Source organism: Terrilactibacillus laevilacticus, from assembly GCF_006517395.1.
Classification (GTDB): Bacteria; Bacillota; Bacilli; order Bacillales; family Sporolactobacillaceae; genus Terrilactibacillus; species Terrilactibacillus laevilacticus.
Map to the genome: position 1 here is coordinate 613,855 of NZ_VDCY01000001.1, position 23,693 is coordinate 637,547.

Annotated in this window: 14 protein-coding genes and 1 pseudogene; 5 read left to right on the top strand and 10 right to left on the bottom strand. The window is 36.6% G+C overall.

The window, feature by feature from the left end; genetic code table 11:
- Positions 1 to 139 precede the first annotated feature (139 nt).
- Complete coding sequence (locus tag FG390_RS02745; protein WP_141189465.1) at positions 140 to 496, top strand: DUF2500 domain-containing protein; 357 nt, start codon at positions 140 to 142, stop codon at positions 494 to 496.
- A gap of 356 nt (positions 497 to 852) precedes the next feature.
- On the opposite strand, the gene metA is transcribed toward FG390_RS02745, so the two are convergent.
- On the bottom strand, positions 853 to 1,761 hold the full coding sequence (metA, locus tag FG390_RS02750; RefSeq protein WP_141189564.1) for a homoserine O-acetyltransferase MetA: 909 nt from the start codon (positions 1,759 to 1,761) through the stop codon (positions 853 to 855).
- Between the two features lie 169 nt (positions 1,762 to 1,930).
- Between metA and corA the strand changes: the two genes are divergently transcribed.
- Positions 1,931 to 2,890: a magnesium/cobalt transporter CorA gene (gene corA / locus FG390_RS02755; protein ID WP_141189466.1), complete on the top strand. Its 960-nt coding sequence runs from the start codon at positions 1,931 to 1,933 to the stop codon at positions 2,888 to 2,890.
- Between the two features lie 613 nt (positions 2,891 to 3,503).
- The gene (locus FG390_RS02760; RefSeq protein WP_141189467.1) at positions 3,504 to 4,484 is read left to right on the top strand and encodes an SDR family oxidoreductase; all 981 of its coding nucleotides are present in this window, start codon (positions 3,504 to 3,506) and stop codon (positions 4,482 to 4,484) included.
- Positions 4,485 to 5,033: 549 nt separating this feature from the next.
- Here the strand turns inward: FG390_RS02760 and xerS are convergent.
- The 8 genes and pseudogenes from xerS to FG390_RS02800 form a co-directional block, all read right to left on the bottom strand.
- Positions 5,034 to 6,134, bottom strand: a complete 1,101-nt coding sequence (gene xerS, locus FG390_RS02765) for a tyrosine recombinase XerS (protein ID WP_141189468.1) — start codon at positions 6,132 to 6,134, stop codon at positions 5,034 to 5,036.
- Positions 6,135 to 6,474: 340 nt separating this feature from the next.
- Positions 6,475 to 11,244 (bottom strand): 5'-nucleotidase C-terminal domain-containing protein, encoded by a 4,770-nt coding sequence (locus tag FG390_RS02770; RefSeq protein WP_141189469.1) that lies wholly within the window; start codon positions 11,242 to 11,244, stop codon positions 6,475 to 6,477.
- 454 nt (positions 11,245 to 11,698) lie between these two features.
- Entirely contained in the window at positions 11,699 to 12,856 is a 1,158-nt protein-coding gene (locus tag FG390_RS02775) for an MGDG synthase family glycosyltransferase (RefSeq protein WP_141189470.1), read from the bottom strand.
- A gap of 373 nt (positions 12,857 to 13,229) precedes the next feature.
- Complete coding sequence (locus tag FG390_RS02780; protein WP_141189471.1) at positions 13,230 to 13,754, bottom strand: DUF2179 domain-containing protein; 525 nt, start codon at positions 13,752 to 13,754, stop codon at positions 13,230 to 13,232.
- A 399-nt stretch (positions 13,755 to 14,153) separates the two neighbouring features.
- A complete protein-coding gene (locus FG390_RS02785; protein ID WP_141189472.1) occupies positions 14,154 to 16,025 on the bottom strand; it encodes a terpene cyclase/mutase family protein in 1,872 nt (623 codons plus the stop codon).
- 74 nt (positions 16,026 to 16,099) lie between these two features.
- A pseudogene (locus FG390_RS02790) lies at positions 16,100 to 16,278 on the bottom strand (GNAT family N-acetyltransferase); the annotation flags it as partial.
- Positions 16,279 to 16,362: 84 nt separating this feature from the next.
- Positions 16,363 to 17,622 (bottom strand): threonine ammonia-lyase IlvA, encoded by a 1,260-nt coding sequence (gene ilvA, locus FG390_RS02795; RefSeq protein WP_141189473.1) that lies wholly within the window; start codon positions 17,620 to 17,622, stop codon positions 16,363 to 16,365.
- A 451-nt stretch (positions 17,623 to 18,073) separates the two neighbouring features.
- Positions 18,074 to 19,003 (bottom strand): LCP family protein, encoded by a 930-nt coding sequence (locus FG390_RS02800; RefSeq protein ID WP_141189474.1) that lies wholly within the window; start codon positions 19,001 to 19,003, stop codon positions 18,074 to 18,076.
- A 230-nt stretch (positions 19,004 to 19,233) separates the two neighbouring features.
- Here FG390_RS02800 and FG390_RS02805 point away from each other — a divergent pair, with 230 nt between their 5' ends.
- On the top strand, positions 19,234 to 20,439 hold the full coding sequence (locus FG390_RS02805) for an MFS transporter (protein ID WP_141189475.1): 1,206 nt from the start codon (positions 19,234 to 19,236) through the stop codon (positions 20,437 to 20,439).
- 310 nt (positions 20,440 to 20,749) lie between these two features.
- Here FG390_RS02805 and FG390_RS02810 read toward each other — a convergent pair whose 3' ends face one another.
- Positions 20,750 to 21,685 carry a PhzF family phenazine biosynthesis isomerase gene (locus FG390_RS02810; RefSeq protein ID WP_141189476.1) on the bottom strand — a complete coding sequence of 312 codons (936 nt, stop codon included), beginning with the start codon at positions 21,683 to 21,685 and terminating at the stop codon, positions 20,750 to 20,752.
- Between the two features lie 369 nt (positions 21,686 to 22,054).
- On the opposite strand from FG390_RS02810, the gene FG390_RS02815 reads away from it, so the two are divergent.
- Positions 22,055 to 23,671 carry an ABC-F family ATP-binding cassette domain-containing protein gene (locus FG390_RS02815; RefSeq protein ID WP_141189477.1) on the top strand — a complete coding sequence of 539 codons (1,617 nt, stop codon included), beginning with the start codon at positions 22,055 to 22,057 and terminating at the stop codon, positions 23,669 to 23,671.
- The last annotated feature ends 22 nt before the right edge of the window (positions 23,672 to 23,693 follow it).

Sequence of the window (23,693 nt, forward strand, 5' to 3'; positions counted from 1 at the left end):
TTTTTAGACAAAAATTCATTGTATTATGGATCGAAAATACGATGAATTGACGAAGATATTAGTAACTAAATAGTTTGTGAAACCATTTGACCTCTTTTTCCGTCTAATATATTTGAAGAAGGGAGTTGTAAAATATAAAATGGGAAGCTTTCAATTAATGGCGAATGGAAACATTAGTTTCCCTCTATTTTTCACAATATTTTTCATCTTTTTTATTTTGATTATTGCGGCGACCATTTTTTATCACATTAAACTCGAATCGTATAAAAATAAACGAGCTCCGTCAAAAGTTGAAGCTGCGGTTTTACAAAAACGAACCCAAGTAAACGATTTGTCAAACCAAAATAACACAGACTATTTTGTCACCTTTCAAGTAGAAAGTGGTGCGCAGATAGAACTTGAAGTTTCAAGCACCGATTATAGACAATTAGTCGATGGAGATCAAGGTTCACTTGTCTATCAAGGTGATCGTTATTTAAGGTTTAGTCGAATTTAAAAATAGGGGGTTAAGCTCTATTTCTATCAAACTAGAATGAAACCTAACTCATTTAATAGAAATAGAGCTTAATTAGAATTAACGCTAGCGTAACCTCTATGTCAACTGTATTATAATCTAAATGCTGCATATGTTTTCGAATAAAACTTATAGGGACCTAGAGATTAGAGGCAGTTTGTGACACCTCGGATTCATAGATCATTGTTCTAATAAAAAAGTCTTCCGCGAATGGAAGACTTTTTTGGCACTTTAAGAGAGTATAAAAATTTAAGGTATAAGTGCAACTAGTCCTCTGCATGCACCTTATAGGCCCCGCAATCGGACAAGTTTTTTATTGGTATAGTGGAAAACGATGATTAATCCCACAAATAAGGTGTTTCTTGATAGACATAATAATTGAGCCAGTTGGAAAATAATAAATGAGCATGTGAGCGCCACCGGTGCAAAGGCTTTTGCCTTGGATCATCATGAGGAAAGTAATGCAGTGGTAATTCCGGATTTAAACCTCGTTCACGATCTCTATTGTATTCATTTAATAATGTATCTTCATCATATTCCAAGTGACCAGTAATCATGATTTGTTTACCATTTTTTGAGCTCATAATGAATGGACCAGCTTCTTCTGACGATGATAAGAGTTTAATGTCTGGACATTTTTCTATTTCATGAATATCTACATCTGTATGACGTGAATGGGGTGCAAGGTAAAGATCATCAAAACCTCTTAATAACTTCTCCGTTCGATCTTCAATAGTATGTTCAAAAATACCCGCACACTTGGCTGGCAATATGAACTTGTCTATACCGAAGTGATAATATAGAGCTGCTTGAGCTCCCCAACAAATATGAAGCGTTGAGGTTACCGAAGACTTTGACCACTCCATAATTTTTGTTAGCTCTTGCCAATAATCAACTTCTTCAAAAGGAAGTAACTCGACTGGAGCACCAGTTATAATCATTCCATCAAATCTTTTATTCTTGATCTCATCAAAACTAGTATAAAATTGGTCCAAATGAAGATGGCTGGTATTTCTTGATTCGTGAGTCATCATTCTTAGGAACGAAACGTTTACCTGCAAAGGAGTGTTCCCTAAGAGCCTTAGTAGCTGTGCTTCACATTTTTGTTTTTCAGGCATTAGATTTAAAATCAATATTTTTAGAGGACGGATATCCTGCGTATTGGCTCTTTCATCTGTCATCACAAATATATTTTCATTCTCTAGTATTTCTTTTGCTGGTAATAGTTCCGGGATCTTAATCGGCAAAGAATCATCTCCTAAAAAAATTTCTGTATATTCATTATAATGATGAATGATTAACTGATCAATTCCTTTTTTTCTTGAAAAATCATCTGATATGTGCATATTTCCATCTAGAAAAGGGAATAGTTAACTCTTAGGCTTTCTGTATGTTATATACGAAAGGGGAAAAGATATGACTAGAATACTAGGAAAAACTAAAGAAGGTGAATTACTCAATAGTTTAACAAGGGAGACTTTACATAATGAAAACATCGCTTGGTTTTGGGCAGATATAGACTTAAAGCAGTCCAATAAAGACGAATTTAAAGACCTTCAACGCGCCTTACACTTTGATTGGCAATCTTTGAACGATCAACAGGGGTTTAGGCGTTCTCAGTTAAAATACGCTAAAGACAACTTTTATTTAGGGGTCTTTGCCGTTGAAGAAAAAAACATCAAAGGATATAAAGTTCATTTTTTTGTCAGTCAGAGTGGTATTGTCTCTGTACATGAAACTGAACTACCGGAAATCAACCATTCATGGAGTTTTTGTTCTAAAGATGAAAATGCTGATAAGTTAATTAATCCAATGGATATTCTCTATTTGACTTTAGATGATATTGTTGATGGTTATTTTCCTATTATTCATGGGTTAGAGGAGAGAATTGAAAAAATTGATCGTAAATCTAAAAATGAGTCCATGAAAAGAGTATTTAATCAAGTCTTTGATATTCGTAGTGACTTGTTAAAATTTAGACATCTTGTTGCTCCATTAGAAGATATTTTACATCGGATGATTGAATCGGATCATGTGAAAATAGAAGATCATAAAATAGAAAAATTCCATAATATTTATAGAAATTTAACGAGACTTTCTCATATGATCGAGTCAGATATGGAAATAACGGCTGATATAAGAGATGGCTATATGTCGCTTACGTCCTACCGAATGAATAATATAATGAAAATTTTAACCGTCTTTTCTAGTATCTTCATGCCTCTAACCTTTATTGTTGGTCTTTATGGTATGAATTTTAAGTATATGCCTGAATTAAATTGGCGGTATGGCTATTTTTTCTCATTAATAGTCATGGCGATTGTTGGATTTAGCATGTATATTTGGTTTAGAAAAAAAGGGTGGTTCCGGGATTAATATACAGAAACGTTCTTTAGGGGTAAGAAGCGAATCGCTGTATGAGAGGCCATTCCGGAAAATTTAGTAATTTAAAAACCTATCTCCGATGATAGGTTTTTTATTTTAGTATAAGAGGTGATTGTACGGTCTATTGCAAATAAAGTTCTTCTTCCAATGCCCACGAAAGAGGATTTGGCAACAATATAGTAAATCGAGAACAACGAAACGTCATTTTCGCTTTGTTCGGATTATCTTCAAATTCGACCATTTAACCAAGAAGAATTAGTGGAACAACAAATCGTATTTTTTGTTATTTTTGCAATAGGGCCAGATCGTATTATGTGGTTAGCCGGTTTTTTCTGGTTGACCTATTTTTTTGGTACGATTCTTAAGGTAGCCGGGATTAAAGAACTGTAAATTAACAATAAGAGTTGTTCCGATAAAGGGGGTAGAATGTTGGGTAAAGCTCTTTGACCTAAAGGTCAGTTCAATAAAGAAAAAAGGTATCTCTTTTGAGGAAGAATACGCTTCTGTGTTGAAAGGAAACAACTTTTTACCACTTTTCTTACTATATTTGTAGTGAACAACATAAACATTCTATAGAAGAAAATTATTTCTATAGGAGGTTTCCATGGATCAAAAGGATCAAAGTCGCCAATTAGACCAAATAAAGCAAATGCAACAAATGTTTAAAGCGAACATGAAAACTCGACCTTATCCCATGTACCCTAACTATGGGAAAATCACACGTTATGAAGAAATTCCGATAAGTTTACCTGAACAGCGACAGCTGCGCCATCCCGGAGTGGAAAAATTTATGGTGCCCCTTCCAATTATCGAAAACCCTAACTATAAAGGGAGTGGAAAGTTAACAGGAAAAGTAGCACTTATTACAGGGGGAGACAGTGGTATTGGTGCAGCAGTAGCAATTGCGTTTGCTAAAGAAGGCGCAGATGTTGCTATTTCATACTTAGATGAACATGAGGATGCAAATAGAACAAAAACAAGGATTGAACAACTCGGACAGCGTTGTTTGCTAATGCCTGGTGACTTGCGAGTCAAACAACAGTGTATCTCAATTGTAGAACAAACAGTAAATACGTTTGGACGTCTCGATATTCTATGTAACCACGTTGGTATTCAATTCCAACAACTAAGTCTGCTTGACATTACAGATGAGCAATTCGATGACACCTTCAAAGTTAATATATACTCTCATTTTTACACAACAAGAGCAGCGCTTCCTTATTTAAAACCAGGCAGCTCAATCATTGGCACTACTTCAGTGGTGACGTATGTAGGTGAGCAGCAAATGATTGATTATACGGCCACAAAAGGCGCAATAGTTGGTTGGACACGTGCTTTGGCTAAAAATGTCGTGAAACAAGGAATCCGTGTTAATGCCGTCGCTCCCGGCCGAATTTGGACCCCACTTATTTCAGCAAGTTTCTCGTCAGACCAAGTCGCTGTATATGGAGCATTTAATCCAATGGAACGAGTTGCCCAACCATTTGAACTCGCGCCAACCTTTGTCTATCTTGCTTCTGATGATTCTCGTTTTGTTACCGGTCAAGTTCTTCATGTTGATGGAGGAGAATCCACACATTCCTAATGGAAGGGGACTACCATTTTGAGATATGAATTTAATCCAGAAGTTAAGCTATTGCTAGTTAATCATTCAAATGAAAAAGTAATGATGGTCTATATGGAGGATTCCTGGCCAATGTCTAAAATAGCACTTAGACCACCATACTATTGCTACCCAAGTTACGAACAGAATTATCCAATAATCTAAATAAAAACAGAAAAAAAGACTTCTATACACAGTGTGAAAGTCCGAATGGCATAAACTTGATAGATGTATCTTGAAGTGATCTTGATTAGCAAGGACTGAGACATGACTCCTTTTTACACACAAAATAACATTATGTAAACTATATATAAATCATCTTAAAAAAACTTTTATACAGTATGTGATTCAAGAAATCAAAGATTAACATAAATGAACTAAAAGGGAAGACAGTCAACTACTTAGATTTAGGAATATTTCCTCAGTTACATGACATCTTTTATCCCAATTTAAGATGGATCTAGTATGAATGATGAAAAATTAAGAAGGGGATAGAAGGAGGGGCATTTTCCGCTCCTTACTATATATAGCTTACTCGTTTGGAAAACGATCTTCGAGATGTTCATCCATTTTATCAACGGCTTTTTTCAATTCATCATTGGAGAGATGGGTGTAAATCATCGTGGTTTGAACAGAAGAGTGCCCGAGTTGACGTCTCAGTTTCGGGATATCATTATTTTCAGCGTGATATCGTGTTGCGAAAGAGTGGCGTAATTTATGAACAGATAGAGAGGGTTTACCAAAAGCTTTTGCATATTTTTGAACCATATTTTCGATAGCCCGAGGACTAAGCCTGCGTGTCGTACCTTTGGGTCCCATGGGTGAAGAAATAAAAAGAGCTTTATTCGATTGGTTGATATCATATTTTTTACTTCGTACAGCTAGATAATCATGCAAATCAAGCATCGCTTGCTCGCTAAAGAAGACATATTGTTCTTTATTTCCTTTACGAATGACTCGAGCTGAGAACTTTTTAAAGTCAATATCATCAACATTCAAACCAACAACTTCGGAAAGTCGAAGTCCAGAACCTAAAATAAGGGAGATAATGGCCGTATCTCGTTCACAGTTTTGCACATGAAAGTTGTAGAGCTTTTTATTATCTTTAAAAACAACACCATAATCATGTGCGACAAATTGCCTAAACTGCTCATATTCGTTATCCCAAAGGATTTTTCCAGCCATTTTTTGAGCGACGGCTTCTTGATCTTCTTTAACTGGATTTAGTTCAATTTTAGCCATCGCATTTCGCTGGATGTAGGGCTTAAGGTCTGAGGTTTCAGCAATATTTTGTAAATAGTGAAAAAGCGACTTTAAAGCGGAAAGCTTACGATTTACGGTAAGAGTTGAATTGTTTAGGCGAAATTGTAAGTGCGAAAGAAAATTTTCGATTTGCTGCGGTGTTAACGATTCTAAACAGCTCAATGGAATATCACTGGTTGACTTGGCATCATGGAAACCTTCAGCAAGCAGCCAATCAAAAAAGATCAGATAATCATGACAATAATTCAATAACGTAGCTGGTGACATGATCCGTTTCTTTTTATTAATGTATTCCATCACATACCAAGGGAGTTTTTGTGATTTTTCATCGATTCGTTCATAAAGATGTAATTTGCGTTCATCATCCATAAAAAAACCTCCGTAAGTAAGATTTTATGTAATTAGGTGTTATTCATAAAAAATGTGTTTGAGGTACGTTTTAATTATACACCTTGAACTTTACTTCGTCAAAATGATATTTTACGTAGTAATTTAGAATGTGTGAAAAACACAAGATTATCCCTCTTTTACATAGGTGTCTGGCGACAGAAACTTGGGGACTTTGTTTCTAGTTTTTTATTTATAGTTCTTTGAATACCTTGCTCAAATGTGTTTAAAATGTGTTTCTTTATTAAGAATTGATTTGTTTTAGATATTTTTGTTAAAGAAAACCAGCATTAAAGTTGCTTAACACTGGTTTTCTTTAATATTACTTTTTATGATTCTTTTTAGAGTGAACTTCTTTAGAGTGAACTTCTCTCACAGCAGTAGTCATAGTTTTAGAGAGCTCTGTGCTGATTTTGCCATTCTGATAGTCTCCCTTAACTTTTTTCCACTTTCCGTTGGTGTCTTTATAGGAATATATTGAAATATTATCTGGTTTCTCTATTTTTGAAGCATCAACGATGTAAGTTATTTCAACTGGTGTCTTGAATTTGGAAACCTCCTGGTCCCCTTGCGTTACCGTAAAGTTATACACTTGTCCGATTACAGCACTGTCTGTCACATCTGTACGATTTGAAATTTTTATTGTTAACGACTGATCGGTCTTCAAGTCTGATGAAGGAAGTTTAAATATGATGTCTCCTTTATTAATTTTAATTATAGTCTTCTTTTTTATCGCATAGGTTATGAGATCGGCGTCTAGGGTTATCGATGCTGAATCTCCTGTTTGTTCTGTGACATCCACATTAAGTACATTATTCTGGATGGCTGGTATGATATCATCCATTAATCTAGGCTTTAACCTATCCCCTGATGCTATGCCTGAGACAGTCACATAATCTCCTTGATGGAAATTCTTAGTCCATTCCTCGTATCTAATTCCAGTTCTACCATCAATTGATACCGTAGTCGTTTGATCACCGTTTACGACATCAAATGCAAAGTTTCCATAACTGTCAGGTACTGAAATTTTACTTATCTTTACATTTTGAAGAGAGACAAATTGATACAGACAACCATCAGAAAGGTTAGAAATGACCTTAGGTGAGAGATTCACATGATCTACAACCTGTGATGCGGTCATATATTTCAATTCGGTCTCGTCGTTATAGGTGAATTTGGTTGCAGTTATTTTCACCTTGTCACCAATTTTCAATCCAGGATCCAGTGATTGGTAGACGTTAATCGCGCCCGTACCATCCTGTAGATAAAAACTTTTATTATTGCCAAATTCGCCTGGTGTCGATGTGACAACACCCTCAACGGTTACCTTGGTATTATCGGCTTGTGCTTTTGCATCGGATATAGAAAGTACTTTGGTATTTGGATCGGGATCTCGTGGGACATAGACTTCAGAAATCCGGCCTTCTGATGTGTAAGCAAGTGGTTTATCAAAACTTTTTACGAAGTCAACCAGAGCATCAACATCGACCGGACCCTGGACCAAGTTTTTACCTGCATCCCCAATGGCCTTATACTTAGCTCCTGTAGCAGTTGCCATAAAGTTGTTGACTGTTAACGTATAGGTTTTATCATTAGAGATTTTGCTACCATCTGGTAGATAGATATCGACGGTTCTCCCTGCATTGGTATCCCAGGTGTATTTAAAACCAGCTACACTGAAATCTGGTCCATAATACGTATTTAATTGGGCATTTAGGATGTCCTGCAGATCCTTCCCGGTAATGTCCATTTTTACTAGTGTGTTACCAAAAGGTAGAATGTTAAAGAGATCATTCCAGGTAATATTCCCTTTATCGAGATTATCACGGATTCCACCTCCATTCATCAGTGCGAAGTCACTATTCATGGCCGATTTCATACTATCGGCAACTAAATTCCCTAACGCATTATCGCCTTTTTCACCCTTGGTCGCATAGCCACCTTCCATGGGTATAGAGGCTTCGCCTTCAACTTCATTGAGCTTAGGTGCCACTTGGGTCTCATATTTATCGAGAATGCTTTTCACCTTAGGATCTGGCTCATCCTTACTATCATCTACAAAGATAATGTCTGCGGATTTCTTAACGATATCATCTGTTACCGGGTCAATCGTTAAATCCACATCACTGAAAGCCTTTCCGTATTCAGAGGCTTGTACTATTAGCTTGTTGTCGACTGTACCATTATCAACAGCATGATTGTGAGCAGCGAAAATGACATCGACGTCATCATCAACACTCTTCGCCAAATCAGCTGCCTCCCCTGTAATAGATCCATCCGATCCTTGTGTTGCTGGAGAGTGAGCGAGAACGACAATAGCATGAACCCCCTTCTTGTGCAATTCACTAACGGATTGATTGATGGCTTCAACTGGATCCGTAAATTTGATATCCTGAATTCCACCGGGCATTACCATATCTGGGGTGCTTTTTGTCGTTACACCTATAAAGCCAATTTGTTCACCGCCAACTGTTTTGATTGCATATGGAGGTAAAATCGGTTGTCCAGAATCTTTGTACACTACATTTGCAGCAAGCTCGGGATAATTCATGCCTTCATATGACCGATTTTCATTATCTTTTGGGTAGTCACCGCCATTAACCATGCGTAGAAGTTCCGTTGTTCCTTCATCAAATTCATGGTTTCCGATTGTGCTAACATCCATCCCCATGGCGTTCATAATATCGACCGTGGGTTCATCTTGGAATAGAGCAGATAATGGCGGGCTGCCACCGATAATATCACCGACACCTACGAGTAGTGAGTTCGGAATGGCTTTTTCACGTTCTTTAATATAGGAAGCAAGATACTCCATTCCTCCATAGATCCCGTCGTTACTTCCGTCTCTATTTAAGTCCAGACTGTAATGCTGATCAATTTTACCATGCAAATCATTAATGCCAAGGAGTTGTACATTGACAGGTGACGATTCAGCATCTATTAAATCTTCCGCTGATCGAGGTTTTATTTGATAGGTATTTTTAAAAATACTCGCCAATCCTGTAATGTTTAACACAGATCCTTCTTTATAGGTCGCGATAAAATCATCATACGTCATGCCACCTCGGCTATCTACTCGTACTCGAGTTGTCGTGTCTCCAATTACAGCATCAAATTCAAATGTCCCATAGCTATCGGTTTTCGAGATGTTCTTTACCGTAGCCTTCTGTAAAGTAACTAATTGACCTTGATTGCTGCTGTCAATAGTCGTAACAACTGACGGAGAGGGAACGGTTCCATCCCCTTCATCAGCAGACTGAATAATGTTGGATAGTTCTATTTCCCCATTATAGGTTGATTTTTGGGCAGTTAATCTAACTTTTTGTCCCACATGATAGTTATCAGTCCCCTGGTAAACGTAAACCCCACCTGTCTGATCTTGAAGATAAAAGCCCTTTGACCCCCATATTCCTGGTTTCGTCGTTATAACGCCTTCCACTGTGACATTGCTCATTTCATCCGCTTGTCTAGCTTTAGCAATAGTTGTGAGCTCTGGAATGGTCGGTGTCGAAGCTTCTTTCTCTGAACCAAATGAGCCCGGCTTGAATGTAGAAGAGTCATACCACTTATAGCCGGAAGGTGGTGTGGTCCATGGCTCATGTTCGGGTTCTGTTGAAAGTGAAGGATCATTTTCATCGTCTCTTAGCGGTGTAGGCTGGCTTAATGGGATCTTTCCTTCAAAGCTAGTATAGTCCTCTTGGTTGGCAAGCCATTCAACTGTATTAACGAAGTAGGTCTTATCCTGTCCTTCTTTTGAAAAACCATCAAAACCCGTTTTTTTTCCACCATTATCTTCACGAAGATATTTTGGTGTAGAATCCTCTGCAGGTGAGGAATCACCAATGAAGGCCGCTTTTCCTTTACCTACCTTCGAGATAGCAGCAAAGGCACCTTCATCAATGCCACCACCGTTGTAAACACCTTCATCTACGGCTGATGACCATTTCGATGGATTTTCTGGAAGATAGATTAAGCCTTTGGCAATATCAGGGTTAATAATGGATAACGTACTACCCGCATGCATCTCAACCGTTGTTACCCCTTGAGTAATTCCGAAAGAGTCACTTGGCGAAACAACTGTTTCTCCATTTGTGATATCCCCAATTGCATTCGTACGGAATCTAACACCAAAGTTATTTTTTAACCAATCAGAGCTGGTTACGTCTTTCATTGCGGCAGAATTTGCTTCTTCAGTTCCCATCCCTTTCGTTGGACTACCCCATGCACCTCGGCGATAGCCATTATAGACTTCGCCTGAGTCCCATCGATTGAGGTTTCGGTCAGAGTTATAGTGGTCGGCGATAAAAAATATACTACCTCCATTTTTCACATAATCAAGCATAGCTTGCTGCTCGGATGCTTTAAAAGGCACATTTGCTTCTCCTAGGATAAATACATCATATTGGCTTAATTTATCCAAAGTAATTGCCTCCGTGCCAAAATCATATGGAATGGAACGGTCTAATTGGTCAACAGTAAAACCGTCAGCTTTTAATGCATCCGCAAAATCTGAAAATCCACCGTTGATGACCCAATCTGCGGCTCCAGATGTTTCACCGTGAGTATTATCAAAGAGAACCTTCTTTCCTGCCCCAGCTAGCGGATCGGTTGAAGTCGGATCCTGTGGAGGTGGATTATCTGAGTCATCGACAAAAGAAATCTCCGTTACCAACTTTAATCCAGGAAAACTATTATAGTCTTGGAAACTTCCAGTTATTTTGACTTCTTTGCCTACAATACTTGGGTTTGATTGAAGCCCAAACTGGTTTCTGTCGCCACTAGGTATTTGAACATCGATAAGTCTGGTTTTATCATGTTCGGTTGGGGAATCAGCTATTAAGAAATTGAAATCATTACTGAAAGGGGCGTTAAAGTTGGCTGTATTAGAACCTGTTGCGTGTCCGACGATGTATCCCTCTACTGTGTCAGTATTCTCTTTATTAATCTCATAACTTGCGAGGGCTTCCGTGACAGTCATGGAACCATCTGAGGTTAGCGCCTCTGCCTGATAATTCCCCCCAGTATTAAAAAGATTAAAAGGAAAGACGAGCAAAAGTGCTAAAAAAACTTTCAATAAAATACTTCTTTTCAAATCAGCTACCTCCTAGTGAGTTAAATAAAAACGAAATGGTTAGAAACAACGGTCTGATCTTGAAATCTATATGTGTTGTTCTATCATTTGACATAGTCATGAAAACCTTTCTTCCCTCTCCTTCACCTTATTTCGCCTCCTTAATTCTTGATCTACTTGTAAATTTTCTGTATATAAAATAAAATTCGATAATTAGACACAATATCCTTTTAAAGTTACGCATAATTAATTGACCGATTTCGACAATTAAGACCATTTCTATCGAATGGTCTCAGTACTTTTCTATAAAAACGGGCTGATATCGCAAGCAAAATTAATGATTAGATTAGTTTTTAAAATAAAAAAAAGACCATAATTTTGGTCTTTTTGGAATGTTTATCTCTTATTATTTAACGTTACTTTTATCAAAAAATAAAGTTAAGGTGGTCGTCTGTTTCTTTAGTCAATTATATAACTAACCTATTTTTTGATTTTCTTTTTGGTTAATGGCGTGAACAATGACATTAATAGCCTCTAAAGAAGATATCTTTGTAGAATACTGCTTTATCCGTTGTTTCATAAAAACTAAGGATTCAGAGTCGTCTAGTAAACTTTGAATTTTATTAATTAGTTCATTTTGATCTTTAGCAACCAATGCTAAGCGTGATTCTAATAAAAAACGTGCATTGTCTTCTTCCTGACCTGGAAGAGGTTTATAGATTAATAGGGGTAATTCCATCGCCAAGGCTTCAGATGTGGTGACCCCACCTGGTTTAGTAATGATTAAATCTGACATAGCCATTAACTCATGAATATTTTCACAGTAGCCCATCAGTAAGACATCATGTTTAAAGTTTATACAGTCTTGCTCTAATCGTTTTTTTAACTTTTTGTTTCTCCCACAAACGATGATCAACTGAACAGAAGGAGATATAGATTCTAATGCTTGAAAGGTTGAGACTCCTTTTCCGAAAAAACCATCCCCTCCACCCATTATAAGGATTGTAAATTTATCGGAATTTATATCGAATTTCTTTATTAACTGTTCACGAGTCGGTGTTTCGAAAAATCTTTTTCTAATGGGTATTCCAGTAATATTAATCTTATATGGCTCAACACCAGCAGAGATTAATCGATCTTTTACCTGACTTGAGCCTACTATATACTGATCGGTTAACGGATGGATCCAGTAAGAATGATCTGTGTAGTCAGTTATGACCGTTACCGAGGGAATATCAATTAACCCTTGCTCTTTTAATTTAGAGATCATTCCAGCTGCAAAAGGATATGTGCAGACAATAATCGATGGTTTCACTCTATGAACTATTTCTAACATCGAATGTATACCTAACATAAAGAGTGATATTAATTTAGTTGAAAAAACACTCTTTACACGAGTCTTTCTATATAAATAACTATAAATTTGAGGGAATTTTTTAATGCTTCTTTTATAAACGTAATTGCTAAGGGGATATAAATATGGATGAATCCATTCCATAATATCTATCGTAATAGTTTCTGTATTAGAAAGTGTATATTCAACGGCCTCACTTATCGCCTTTGCCACTTGTTTATGCCCATCCCCTATGGTTGCTGAGAGTATCAGAATTTTATTTTTGTCTTCATAAGCCATACCGATTTAACTCCTCTAATGGTACATATAGTTGCAAAAAAAGATGACATGTTCATCTTTAGACTTCAAATTTTTACTTATATTTTTTACTGTAACCCTACGAACTGAACTTCTAATTAATTTTTCATTAAAAATTGATTAAAATGTTATTTCCCTTTCTTTTTTTGATAAAATTAACAAATAAAGACAATGTAAACGCTATTAAAAATAATGAACATCCGATGTATTACTGTATTTTATCACTCAAGTATATTTAAAACCATAAAATTTCCCTCAATTAAATTAAAAAACCTCTATTTAAATTTAAAATTTTAATAGAGGTTTTCAATCTATTCATGGTATCTTTGTTTATTTCGTACAATCAACACACGCTTTAATTTTTGTTGTGTTTCTTCAATCGAGCAAGTAATAATCCGCCTTTAAATTGTCTAGGTTCATAAGAAATAATGAAAGCTTTTGGTTCGAATTTTTCTATCGTAGCAAGCAATTCATTTTCTCTATTTCTTTTTGTCAAGATTTCCATTCTTATCCGATGACTATCTCTTCCTTCGCCAATATAGGTGGTTACTCCAAATCCATTATTTCGGAGCATATTAATCAATTCAGTATTTTTATTTTGCGTATTTACGATGACATTAATATAACCAATCGCTAGCTTCTTCTCGATTTTTGTACCTAAAATGATCCCTATACCGAATCCCAGCGCATATACAAACATAGCGATAAAACTTTGATCTCCCCCAAATACAAGCGATAAGCCAAAAACATAAATCAACATCTCAATAATGCCTAGAATAGCTGCGAGAGTTGACATATTTTTTACTAAAAAGATCGTTCTTAATGTATAAATAGGGACATATAGAAGTTGTAACAACAAAATAAGCAGAATATTAAGCAATATCTGTTCCTCCCCCTCTCCTAATCAGTACAACATTAACATATTCTAATGTAAACTTAAAATATTGCAAATCCAATAATTAACAGTATAGTTATGATAAAGTGAAACTTCAATCTATGGGGGATTTTCGACGCACAGGATGTCCTAGTGCAGGCGTTGCGACAGGACGTCGCGTTTTTAGCCTGCTTCATCCCCAACTAATTGTCAGCCTAAACCAATTGGACTTTTACGGACAGTTATCCCCCACTTAGAAATGCTCGTTTACTCATTACCTTGAATTGGTGTTTTTACTCGCCATTAATGCGGGATAAAAGTTGCAATAAAAAAGAAGCTAGAATTGAATCCGCTTCTAAAATGGTCTTATTGTAGTAGTCTTTATGATGGCTATTAATTACTGATTCATCCAAACTTTTTTTGATAATGACTTAACGTAAGAAGTGGCCAAATTAAGTCATAGCTATGGTAGTGAATGTAAAAAGCTCCTGCCATTCCCTTCCCATTCGGATAATGATGGACCCAATCCTCTTGTTCATTGTTTGAGGTTAGAAAGTCTATTCCTTTTCTTATTTCTGGTGTGACGCGTTTTGATGCAGCAATAAGTGCATCTAATGCCCACGCTGTATGTGTTCGCGTACTTGTTGTTAATGGAATATATTGTTTCTTTATATCGCTTCGGCAGGACTCTCCCCAACCACCATCTTTATTCTGAATCGTGAGGATCCATCTTAATGCTTTTTGAATGGCTGGGTGTTTTATATTCACACCGGCAGATACCATTCCGGTTATGGCTGCCCATGTTCCATATAAGTAATATATCCCCCATCGTCCTGGCCAGTAACCCGCATTTTCTTGATGATCTAATAGCCAGTTGATTCCTTGTTTCATGATTGGATGATCTTTCTTTAATGTTGTAGACTCTCCCAAAAAATGCAGGGTACGACCGGTTAGATCTGCTGATGAAGGATCAATTAGGATATCTTCTGCTTCTTCAATGGGCAACCAAGTGAGAAAATGTTTATTTACATTTCTTTCAAAGGCTGGCCAACCACCATCTCGATTCTGCATACTTATGATCCATTGAATGCCTAGTTTCCACGATTGTAGATATGTATGATTATTTTGTGCAGCCGATCGAAAAGCTCTAAGCGCAGCTGATGTATCATCTACATCTGGGTTCATTGTATTAATATGAGAAAAACCCCAGCCTCCTGGTAAAGCGCGAGAATTGTGAATTGCCCAATCTCCAAGTTTTGTATGCTGCCAACTAAGAATATAGTGATTGGCTTTTTGAACCACTGACTCTTGATAGCCTATTCCTGCTTCTTGCAAGGCATAACTAATTAAGGTTGTATTCCATACATTCGCTGTCGTATATTGTACATGGTTATCTCCATCAATCGTACAGACCATAGATTTCAACCCTTGTATTGCATGTGTGATGATGGGATGTTCTTTCTTATAACCGCGGGCCAGCATGGCAAAAACCATCAGAAATGTCGCGCTAAAATAGCTCAACAGAGTCCCATCAGGTTCAATTCGACCCATCATATATTGCTCGGCTTTACTTAAAGCCGCCTCGTGGGCTTCTTTAGGAAGAGACATTAAAGATTCAATGCCTTCTTGAATAAGGTTAACAATTGATCGGTAATTAAGATCATCTGAGAAATCGAGCTTACTTTCTCTCTTTTCCATCAAATCAGATAAGTCAGGTGTGTCAGACCGATTTATCGTATATTTATAATCAGCCAGCATCAGTATAGGGACAAAATTGGCTCTGCAAAATACTGAGACATCAAATAGATTAACAAGGAAAGAGTTTGGGAGCAAAATAAATTCAATGGGGATTTGGATGTTTTCGGGCCATTTATATTGTCCTGAAATAGCTAGCATAATTTTTGTGAATGTATTAGCTTGATGTAACCCGCCTTGGGAAATAATAAATGTCTTGGCAAGCTGCATCTTTGGATTTTGTTCTAGCATCAAACCAGAGAATAATAAAGCGTAATAGGCTTCAATGGTAGCCGATAAATTACCATCTCCCTCATCATGAAAAAGTGACCAAGAGCCATTTGGTCGTTGTTTTTTAATAATTCGATTTGCGAGAGAGTGAATAAGAGTTTCATCCTCTTTATCTAAGAGTCTAAGTAAGATGATCATATAACAGTCAGTGACGATGCCCGTTTCAAAAGGATAGTCCCATGAACCATCCGGTAATTGGTCTTTTTGAAAAATGTTAATAAGCCGATTTATTTCTGATTCAATTTTTTGCATGATGGATGTAATCCTCTCTATAGAAAATATCCTTCTATATCCATATTCTAAAGAGAGCGATCACATTCACTATTTTACTTGTGTTTTTTCCAATCTTGAGCGAGCATCCCATAAATAACGTGATCAACAAAGTGGTCATATAGCCATTCAGCCTGCCTAAATTGGTAAACCCTAATCTTTCTGGAATGGCACGACTTTTCTTATTAAATTCAGCCGCTCTGATTTTAATTCGGTTAAGCTTCAAATCTTGAATTCCATAATGCTGAAAAGTTAGTAGAAATATTAAGAGATTTACCAAATGAAAAACTTTCATTAGTAAATCTCTTCTGGTTTAATTTTAAACTAGTAAATTAAATAACGTAGGATCATTCGTTATTTCCTGATATTTTATACCATGTTCATTCATCCGTTGAATTAAATCGGTGTAATCTTCTTTGTTCGCTAGTTCTAAGCCTACTAAGGCAGGTCCTGTTTGTTTATTTGTCTTCTTGATGTATTCAAACCGGGCAATATCATCATTCGGTCCTAGAACATTATCTAAAAACTCTTTTAATGCCCGTGGACGTTGGGGAAAATTAACGATGAAATAATGTTTTAGTCCTTCATATACGAGTGAAAGTTCCTTGATTTCTTGCATTCTATCAATATCATTGTTACCGCCACTTATCACGCAGACAACCGTTTTTCCTTTAATTTCCTCTTTATAAGAGTCAAGAGCAGCAATAGGAAGAGCACCTGCAGGTTCTGCGACAATCGCATTTTTTGAATATAAATCGAGTATAGCTGAACATACTTTTCCTTCGGGGACAACAACAATATCATCCAGTATATCTTGACATATCTCATACGTTAATTGGCCAGGTTGTTTAACGGCCGCACCATCGACGAACTTATCTATTTTTGGTAATGTTATGACTTTTCCTTGTTTCATAGATTCATGCATACAGGCAGCCCCTTCTGGTTCTACCCCTATTATTTGAGTCGTTGGGCTAATCCCTTTCATATAGGTTCCCGTGCCTGAGATTAATCCACCTCCACCGATGGACATAAAGGCATAGTCGATCGGTTGATCAATATCATTTAACACCTCAACCCCAATTGTCCCTTGTCCCGCAATGACACCAGGATTATCAAATGGGTGAATAAACGTCATTTGATGTTGCTGACAATAATAGACAGCTTCATGATAGGAACTATCAAATGTATCGCCAACTAAAATAACTTCAACAGCAGATCCACCAAAAAAGCGGACTTGATTCACTTTTTGTTTTGGTGTTGTACTAGGCATGAAAATAGCCGCTTTGATGCCTAATTTGTTGCATGTATAAGCGACCCCTTGCGCATGATTGCCAGCACTTGCACAAACAACGCCATTTTTATAATCTTCTTCTGATAAGCTTTGGATACAATTGTACGCACCACGGATTTTAAAGGATCGAACAACTTGTAAGTCTTCTCTTTTTAAGTAAACATCACATTCATACTTGTCAGATAAAATGGGTTCTCTTTGTAATGGTGTTTTTATGACCACATCTTTTAATGTATTATGAGCCACTAAGATATCTTCAATTCGAATAAGTTCCTTCACACTTTTCATCTCTCGTAATTCTCCTTACTCTTCTCTTTTTCTGCCATAATTAGTCTTTCATTTCTAAATGAATGGTCTTAATAAAAAATTATAACGCTAATTCTAATATTACGTAAGTCCTTTTTTATTTGAGTAACTAAAAATGATGGGCTATATCACGATATCCTCATTTCATAAGGATGCAAAACTAAAAAAAGAAGTTATTGATATGTATGTACAACAGTGTCACCTTATGTTCGAATGTCTTATCACCAGATTAAAGAGAAAAATGAATCAATAGAAAAAGAGCTATTGGTTGGTTGACGGAATAAATCATCTAATACTATGAGCGGATATTGATCCAAGAAAAAACGATTGTTCATATGAACAATCGTTTTTTACTTTAGCCTATATCAATGAATAGGTTTAATTATCATGATTCATTCGTATAAGGTAACCAGTTTAAACATCGCATCATTGGCTAATCATTTAAAAAATCATGCAATGCCTGTTGGTTTTTTTGCTGGTCAATTTGGAGAACCAGTCCACTTTCTACAGTTCTAACATTTTCGTATGAATTAGCTACAGGCAACGTTAAGCGTTCAATTTTTGCTGGGTGTTTGAATAAGAAGTCTTTGGCTAATCCCATGCGATCCATGTTTCCTATATTTGTTTGGATATAGGGTTCGATGGTGCCAATCAGTTTAGGTGCTTTAAGTACGCCATTTGTACTAATAAGCTCATCCGCCACCGTTTGTAGGACTTGTTGTTGACGTCTAACACGTCCGAAATCGCCTTCAGCATCGTGTCTAAACCGGGCATATCCAAGTAATTCCTTACCATTCAGTTTTTGCTCGCCCTCATGTAAAGTCACGCCAATATTTTTACTCATATCTTTTTCTACGTTAATCTTAATACCATTTGGTTCAAGTGTATCAATGATTTTTTCAAATCCCTTAAAATCAACCATGACGTAATATTGGATATTGATATTAAATTCTTGCTTAAGCGTTTTTCTTAATAATTCAGGACCGCCTAAGTAATAGGCCGTATTTAATTTATATTCAGAGTACCCAGGTATTGGAACGTACATATCTCGCATTAACGAGACCATCTTGACTTTTCCATTATCAGGATTATATTGAGCTATCATCATAGAATCCGTTCGAGACTTGGTTTCTCCTTTTCTTTTATCGATGCCGAGTAAGAGGACATTTACATTCCCATGCTTGTCTTTTTCACCATTAAATTTAATGTTTTCCTCTCTTTTTGGTTCGGAAGTTTTTTTTCCATCATGATATTGAGCATAACCATAACCAAAAAAGATTAAGAAAAAAATTAAAATGACGAGTAAAACAGCATACTTTTTCTTTAACCTTCTTCTTCGTTTGTTTTGTCGTAATTGCTGCATAATAACCCCTATCTTCTGTTTGTTTTATTCCCAACTCGCTAAGTAAATAAATTCGCCATTCATATCTGATTTTTGTCGTAAAAAATCAGTTGATTCAATTTTATGGTGAAAAATGTCTTTAAATTTGTATAATGAACCAAATCATGGTAACTCTTCACTTATCAGGAATAAAATATTTTTTGAGGGACATTCTAACGACATTAGTACAAACTAATCAAGGAGGAGCTCAGTTGGAAGATAAGAAGAAATTAGACCTTGCATCATTGGCTTCTATTCCACTTGTCATGACCTTAGGTAATTCTATGTTGATTCCTGTTTTACCAATGGCACAAAGAGAACTTGAAATTTCAAAATTTCAGTCTAGCCTCATTATTACGGTCTATTCCGTCGTAGCCATCATTTTTATTCCTGTAGCGGGTTATCTTTCTGATCGCATTGGTCGAAAAAAAATAATTATTCCGAGTCTATTCATTTCAGGCATTGGTGGATTAATCTCTGGTCTCTGTGCCTGGTTCATCCCACATTCATATTGGTTGATTTTACTCGGACGATTCCTACAAGGCATTGGGGCATCCGGTGCCTTCCCTGTCGCAATTCCTACAGTTGGCGACATGTTCAAAAATCAAGATGACGTCAGTAGCGGATTAGGTGTTCTTGAAACATCGAATACATTTGGGAAAGTTCTTAGCCCAATATTGGGGGCCTTTTTAGCCAGTTTCATCTGGTACATCCCTCTTCTTGCGATCCCTGTTTTGAGTTTCGGGTCCTTATTACTTGTTGCTTTTTTTGTCAAGCCACCAAAAGGCGAAAAGAAAGAGGTTGTTACAGTAAAAAAATTCTTATCTAATATTAAAAAGATATTTAAACAGAAATGGAAATGGATCAGTAGTGTTTTTTTGATTGGTGGTATCATCATGCTCATTTTATTTGGAACCTTATTTTACCTCTCTGATTTACTTGAAGAGAAAAATCATATTAATGGTATTAAAAAAGGGTTTGTACTTGCTATCCCTCTCTTTTCCCTATCTCTTTGTTCTTTTATTACAGGTAAAAAAATTGGTGAAAATAAGGCGTTAATGAAATGGTTAACCTTTGGCGGGATGGTCATATTAATGGCGATGATGATTGTATTGAGCTTTAACCCTTCCCTTTATTTTTTTATTGGGTCCCTTTTTATTGCTGGTATTGGCATCGGTTTAACGCTTCCGAGTCTTGATGCTTTTATTACTGAAGGCATCGAAGAAGAGAACCGGGGAACCTTCACTTGCTTATATAGTAGTATGCGTTTTATTGGAGTAGCCTTTGGCCCCCCTCTTTTCGCCTTTTTAATGACGTACCCTATAAGATTAATGTTTTGGTTAAGTGCTTTATTAGCCCTTTTAGCCATTATTGTAACGTTGTTTTTTATTAGACCCAATCAAGTAAATACGAAATAAGTGACTGAAATGGAAGGTGCAGTCATTCGGGCAACCCCATATTTTATAACTGTTAGATACTACTTTTCATATAAGAGGTTGTTCAAAAAGTCACCAAATGATAAGCTGCGAATCTCGGGGCCCGCTCGTTTATTCCGGTCCTCATGTATCGGATACAAGAGGATCGCTGGCTAAAATCGCTCACGTCCTGTGGCTGGCGCCTGAAGCTACCACATCCTGCGGAATGACGGTCCTAAGGAACAGCGCCGCTATTCTCCTTCTTGCTTCTAATTTGTCACCTTTTTGAACACGCACTATAAGTCTGAGAAGTTTAGTTTTGCTTTTGGATCTTTCCTTGAATTAGACCTTGATCGATCTCTTCTTGATCGATCTCCACTTTATTTACGTAGACGGCTGTTCCTGTGATGGTAACAATAGGTTTTTCATCTTCATACTGAATTTGGACGACCACCTCTCCCCGCTTACCCATTTCTTGGCCTTGTTCAATGACTAATTTTTTACTTTTTTCAGGATGGATATAAGTTAAATAATAGGCTCCCATAACGCCAGAAGCTGTCCCTGTTACGGGATCTTCTTTGGTTCCCGAGTACGGTGACGAGAAGTGTCTAGCGTGCATGTTACAATCATGACTATACGTTTCCAAACAAAATGGATGAATCGATACCTTTGGCATGTCTTGAAGTATGAAAGGAAAATGCGTATTTTTAGGATTCATTCTTTTAAATACTTCAAGTCGTTTAATAGGGACTAAGAGTGTCCATGTACCCGTGCTCCCATAAACAATGGGTAAAGATGAATCAATATCATCATTTGTTATATCGAGTGACCTTGCTAAAGATTTAATGGATCCTCGAAATGGTTTAAATTCAGGCGGTCGTTGATGCATGGTTACTTGAAGCTGACCAATACGATTTCGTTGTATTTTAATAGGCAACACTCCCGCTTTCGTTTCGATTAAGACTTCCTTTTTATGATCAATAATTTTTTTTGAATAAAGCGCATAAACCATTGCAATGGTGGCATGCCCACAAAGGTCAACCTCATGACCTGGTGTAAAATACCTTATTTTAAAATCAGCAACTTTTGAAGGAAGGAAGAATGCTGTCTCGTTGTATCTAACGTATGTTGCGATATTTTGCATTTCAGTCTCACTAAGATTAGCTGTTGTAATCACAATACCTGCTGGATTACCTCTATTTGGTATATGACTAAATGCGTCATAGTGGTAAATGGTTATTTTCTTCAACGTATTCTACCCCTTTATATAAATAAGACATGATTCTTTCAAGTATGTTCTTTATACTATTCTCTAACAAGCCATGAATGAAACAATTTTAAACGTGATTAAATAGATTTACCTACGACTATAGACCCATATATTTTGACGCTTATTCTTGAAAAATGAAGAAACTGTAGGTAGGTTCCATAGTCTAAAAATCTTTCTACACCTTAATACTTTTAGTCTAAGATAATAACTTTGCAAAAAACTCATCACTAATAGAAAATTAAACATCCTCTTTTACTATCAGATTCTCGTTTCCTTTTTCTTGCATTCCTATTTGCTATCTAAACATGGTATAATAAACGGAAATCACTTTTTTGGAGGAACTGCATATTGATTACAGTAAATAATGTTGGGTTGCGTTATGGCGATCATAAGCTCTTTGAAGAGATCACCATTAAATTTAATCCAGGCAACTGTTACGGCCTCATAGGGGCCAACGGTGCTGGAAAATCAACGTTTTTAAAAATATTATCAGGAGAAATTGAACCTCAAACAGGCGATGTTCACATGACTCCAGGCGAGAGACTCGCTTTCTTAAAACAAGACCACTTCCAATATGAAGAACAGGTTGTTCTTGATGTTGTTATTATGGGCCATACAAGATTATATGAAGTCATGCAAGAAAAGAACGCCATTTACATGAAGCCTGATTTTTCAGATGAAGACGGTATGAGAGCCGCGGAACTTGAAGGAGAATTTGGTGAATTGAACGGATGGGAAGCAGAATCAGAAGCTGCCGTTCTATTAAATGGTTTAGGTATTTCTGAAGACCTTCATTCTAAAAAAATGAATGAATTAACTGGTTCTGAAAAAGTAAAAGTCCTCTTAGCACAAGCTCTATTTGGTAAACCAGATATTCTTCTATTAGATGAACCGACGAACCATTTAGATAGTCGTGCGATTCAATGGTTAGAAGAGTTTTTAATTAACTTTGAAAACACGGTTATCGTTGTCTCTCACGACCGTTATTTCTTAAATAAAATCTGTACACATATTGCTGATCTGGATTTTGGTAAAATTCAAATTTATGTTGGTAACTATGATTTCTGGTATGAATCAAGTAAATTGGCACAAAAAATGATGCAGGAATCAAATAAGAAAAAAGAAGAAAAAATCAAAGAACTTCAAGCCTTTGTTGCTCGGTTCAGTGCAAACGCATCAAAATCCAAACAAGCCACTTCACGTAAGAAGTTACTTGATAAAATTACTCTCGATGATATTCAGCCTTCTTCACGACGGTACCCTTTTATCCATTTCAAACCCGAACGAGAGATAGGAAATGATGTCCTCTTCGTTGAAGGTTTAACGAAAACAATTGACGGTGTTAAAGTTCTTGATAATCTTCATTTCACTCTTGGCCGTGAAGATAAAGTTGCCTTTGTAGGTCCTAATGAACTTGCCATTACGACTCTATTTAAAATCTTAGCGGGAGAACTTGAACCAGACAGCGGCTCATTTAAATGGGGCGTCACGACAAAGCAGTCTTACTTCCCAAAAGACAACAACGCTTACTTTGAAAATAGTGATCTAACATTAGTCGATTGGCTAAGACAGTATTCGCCTGATGATCAAAGTGAAAGCTTCTTAAGAGGATTCCTAGGTCGTATGCTATTCTCCGGCGAAGAAGCACTCAAAAAAGCGAAAGTCCTTTCTGGTGGTGAAAAAGTTCGCTGCATGCTCTCAAAAATGATGTTATCTGGTGCTAACGTATTAATGCTTGATGAACCAACGAACCACTTAGATCTCGAATCCATTACAGCTCTGAACGAAGGGCTAATCAACTATAAAGGTGTCCTTCTTTTTGCATCACATGACCATCAATTTGTCCAATCGATGGCAACTAGGATCATGGAAATCACACCTCAAGGGTTGATTGATAAAGAATGCTCCTATGACGAGTATTTGGAAGATGCTGAATTACAAGAAAAAGTTAATAGCATGTATTAATTCTAAAACCATGACTATGTGT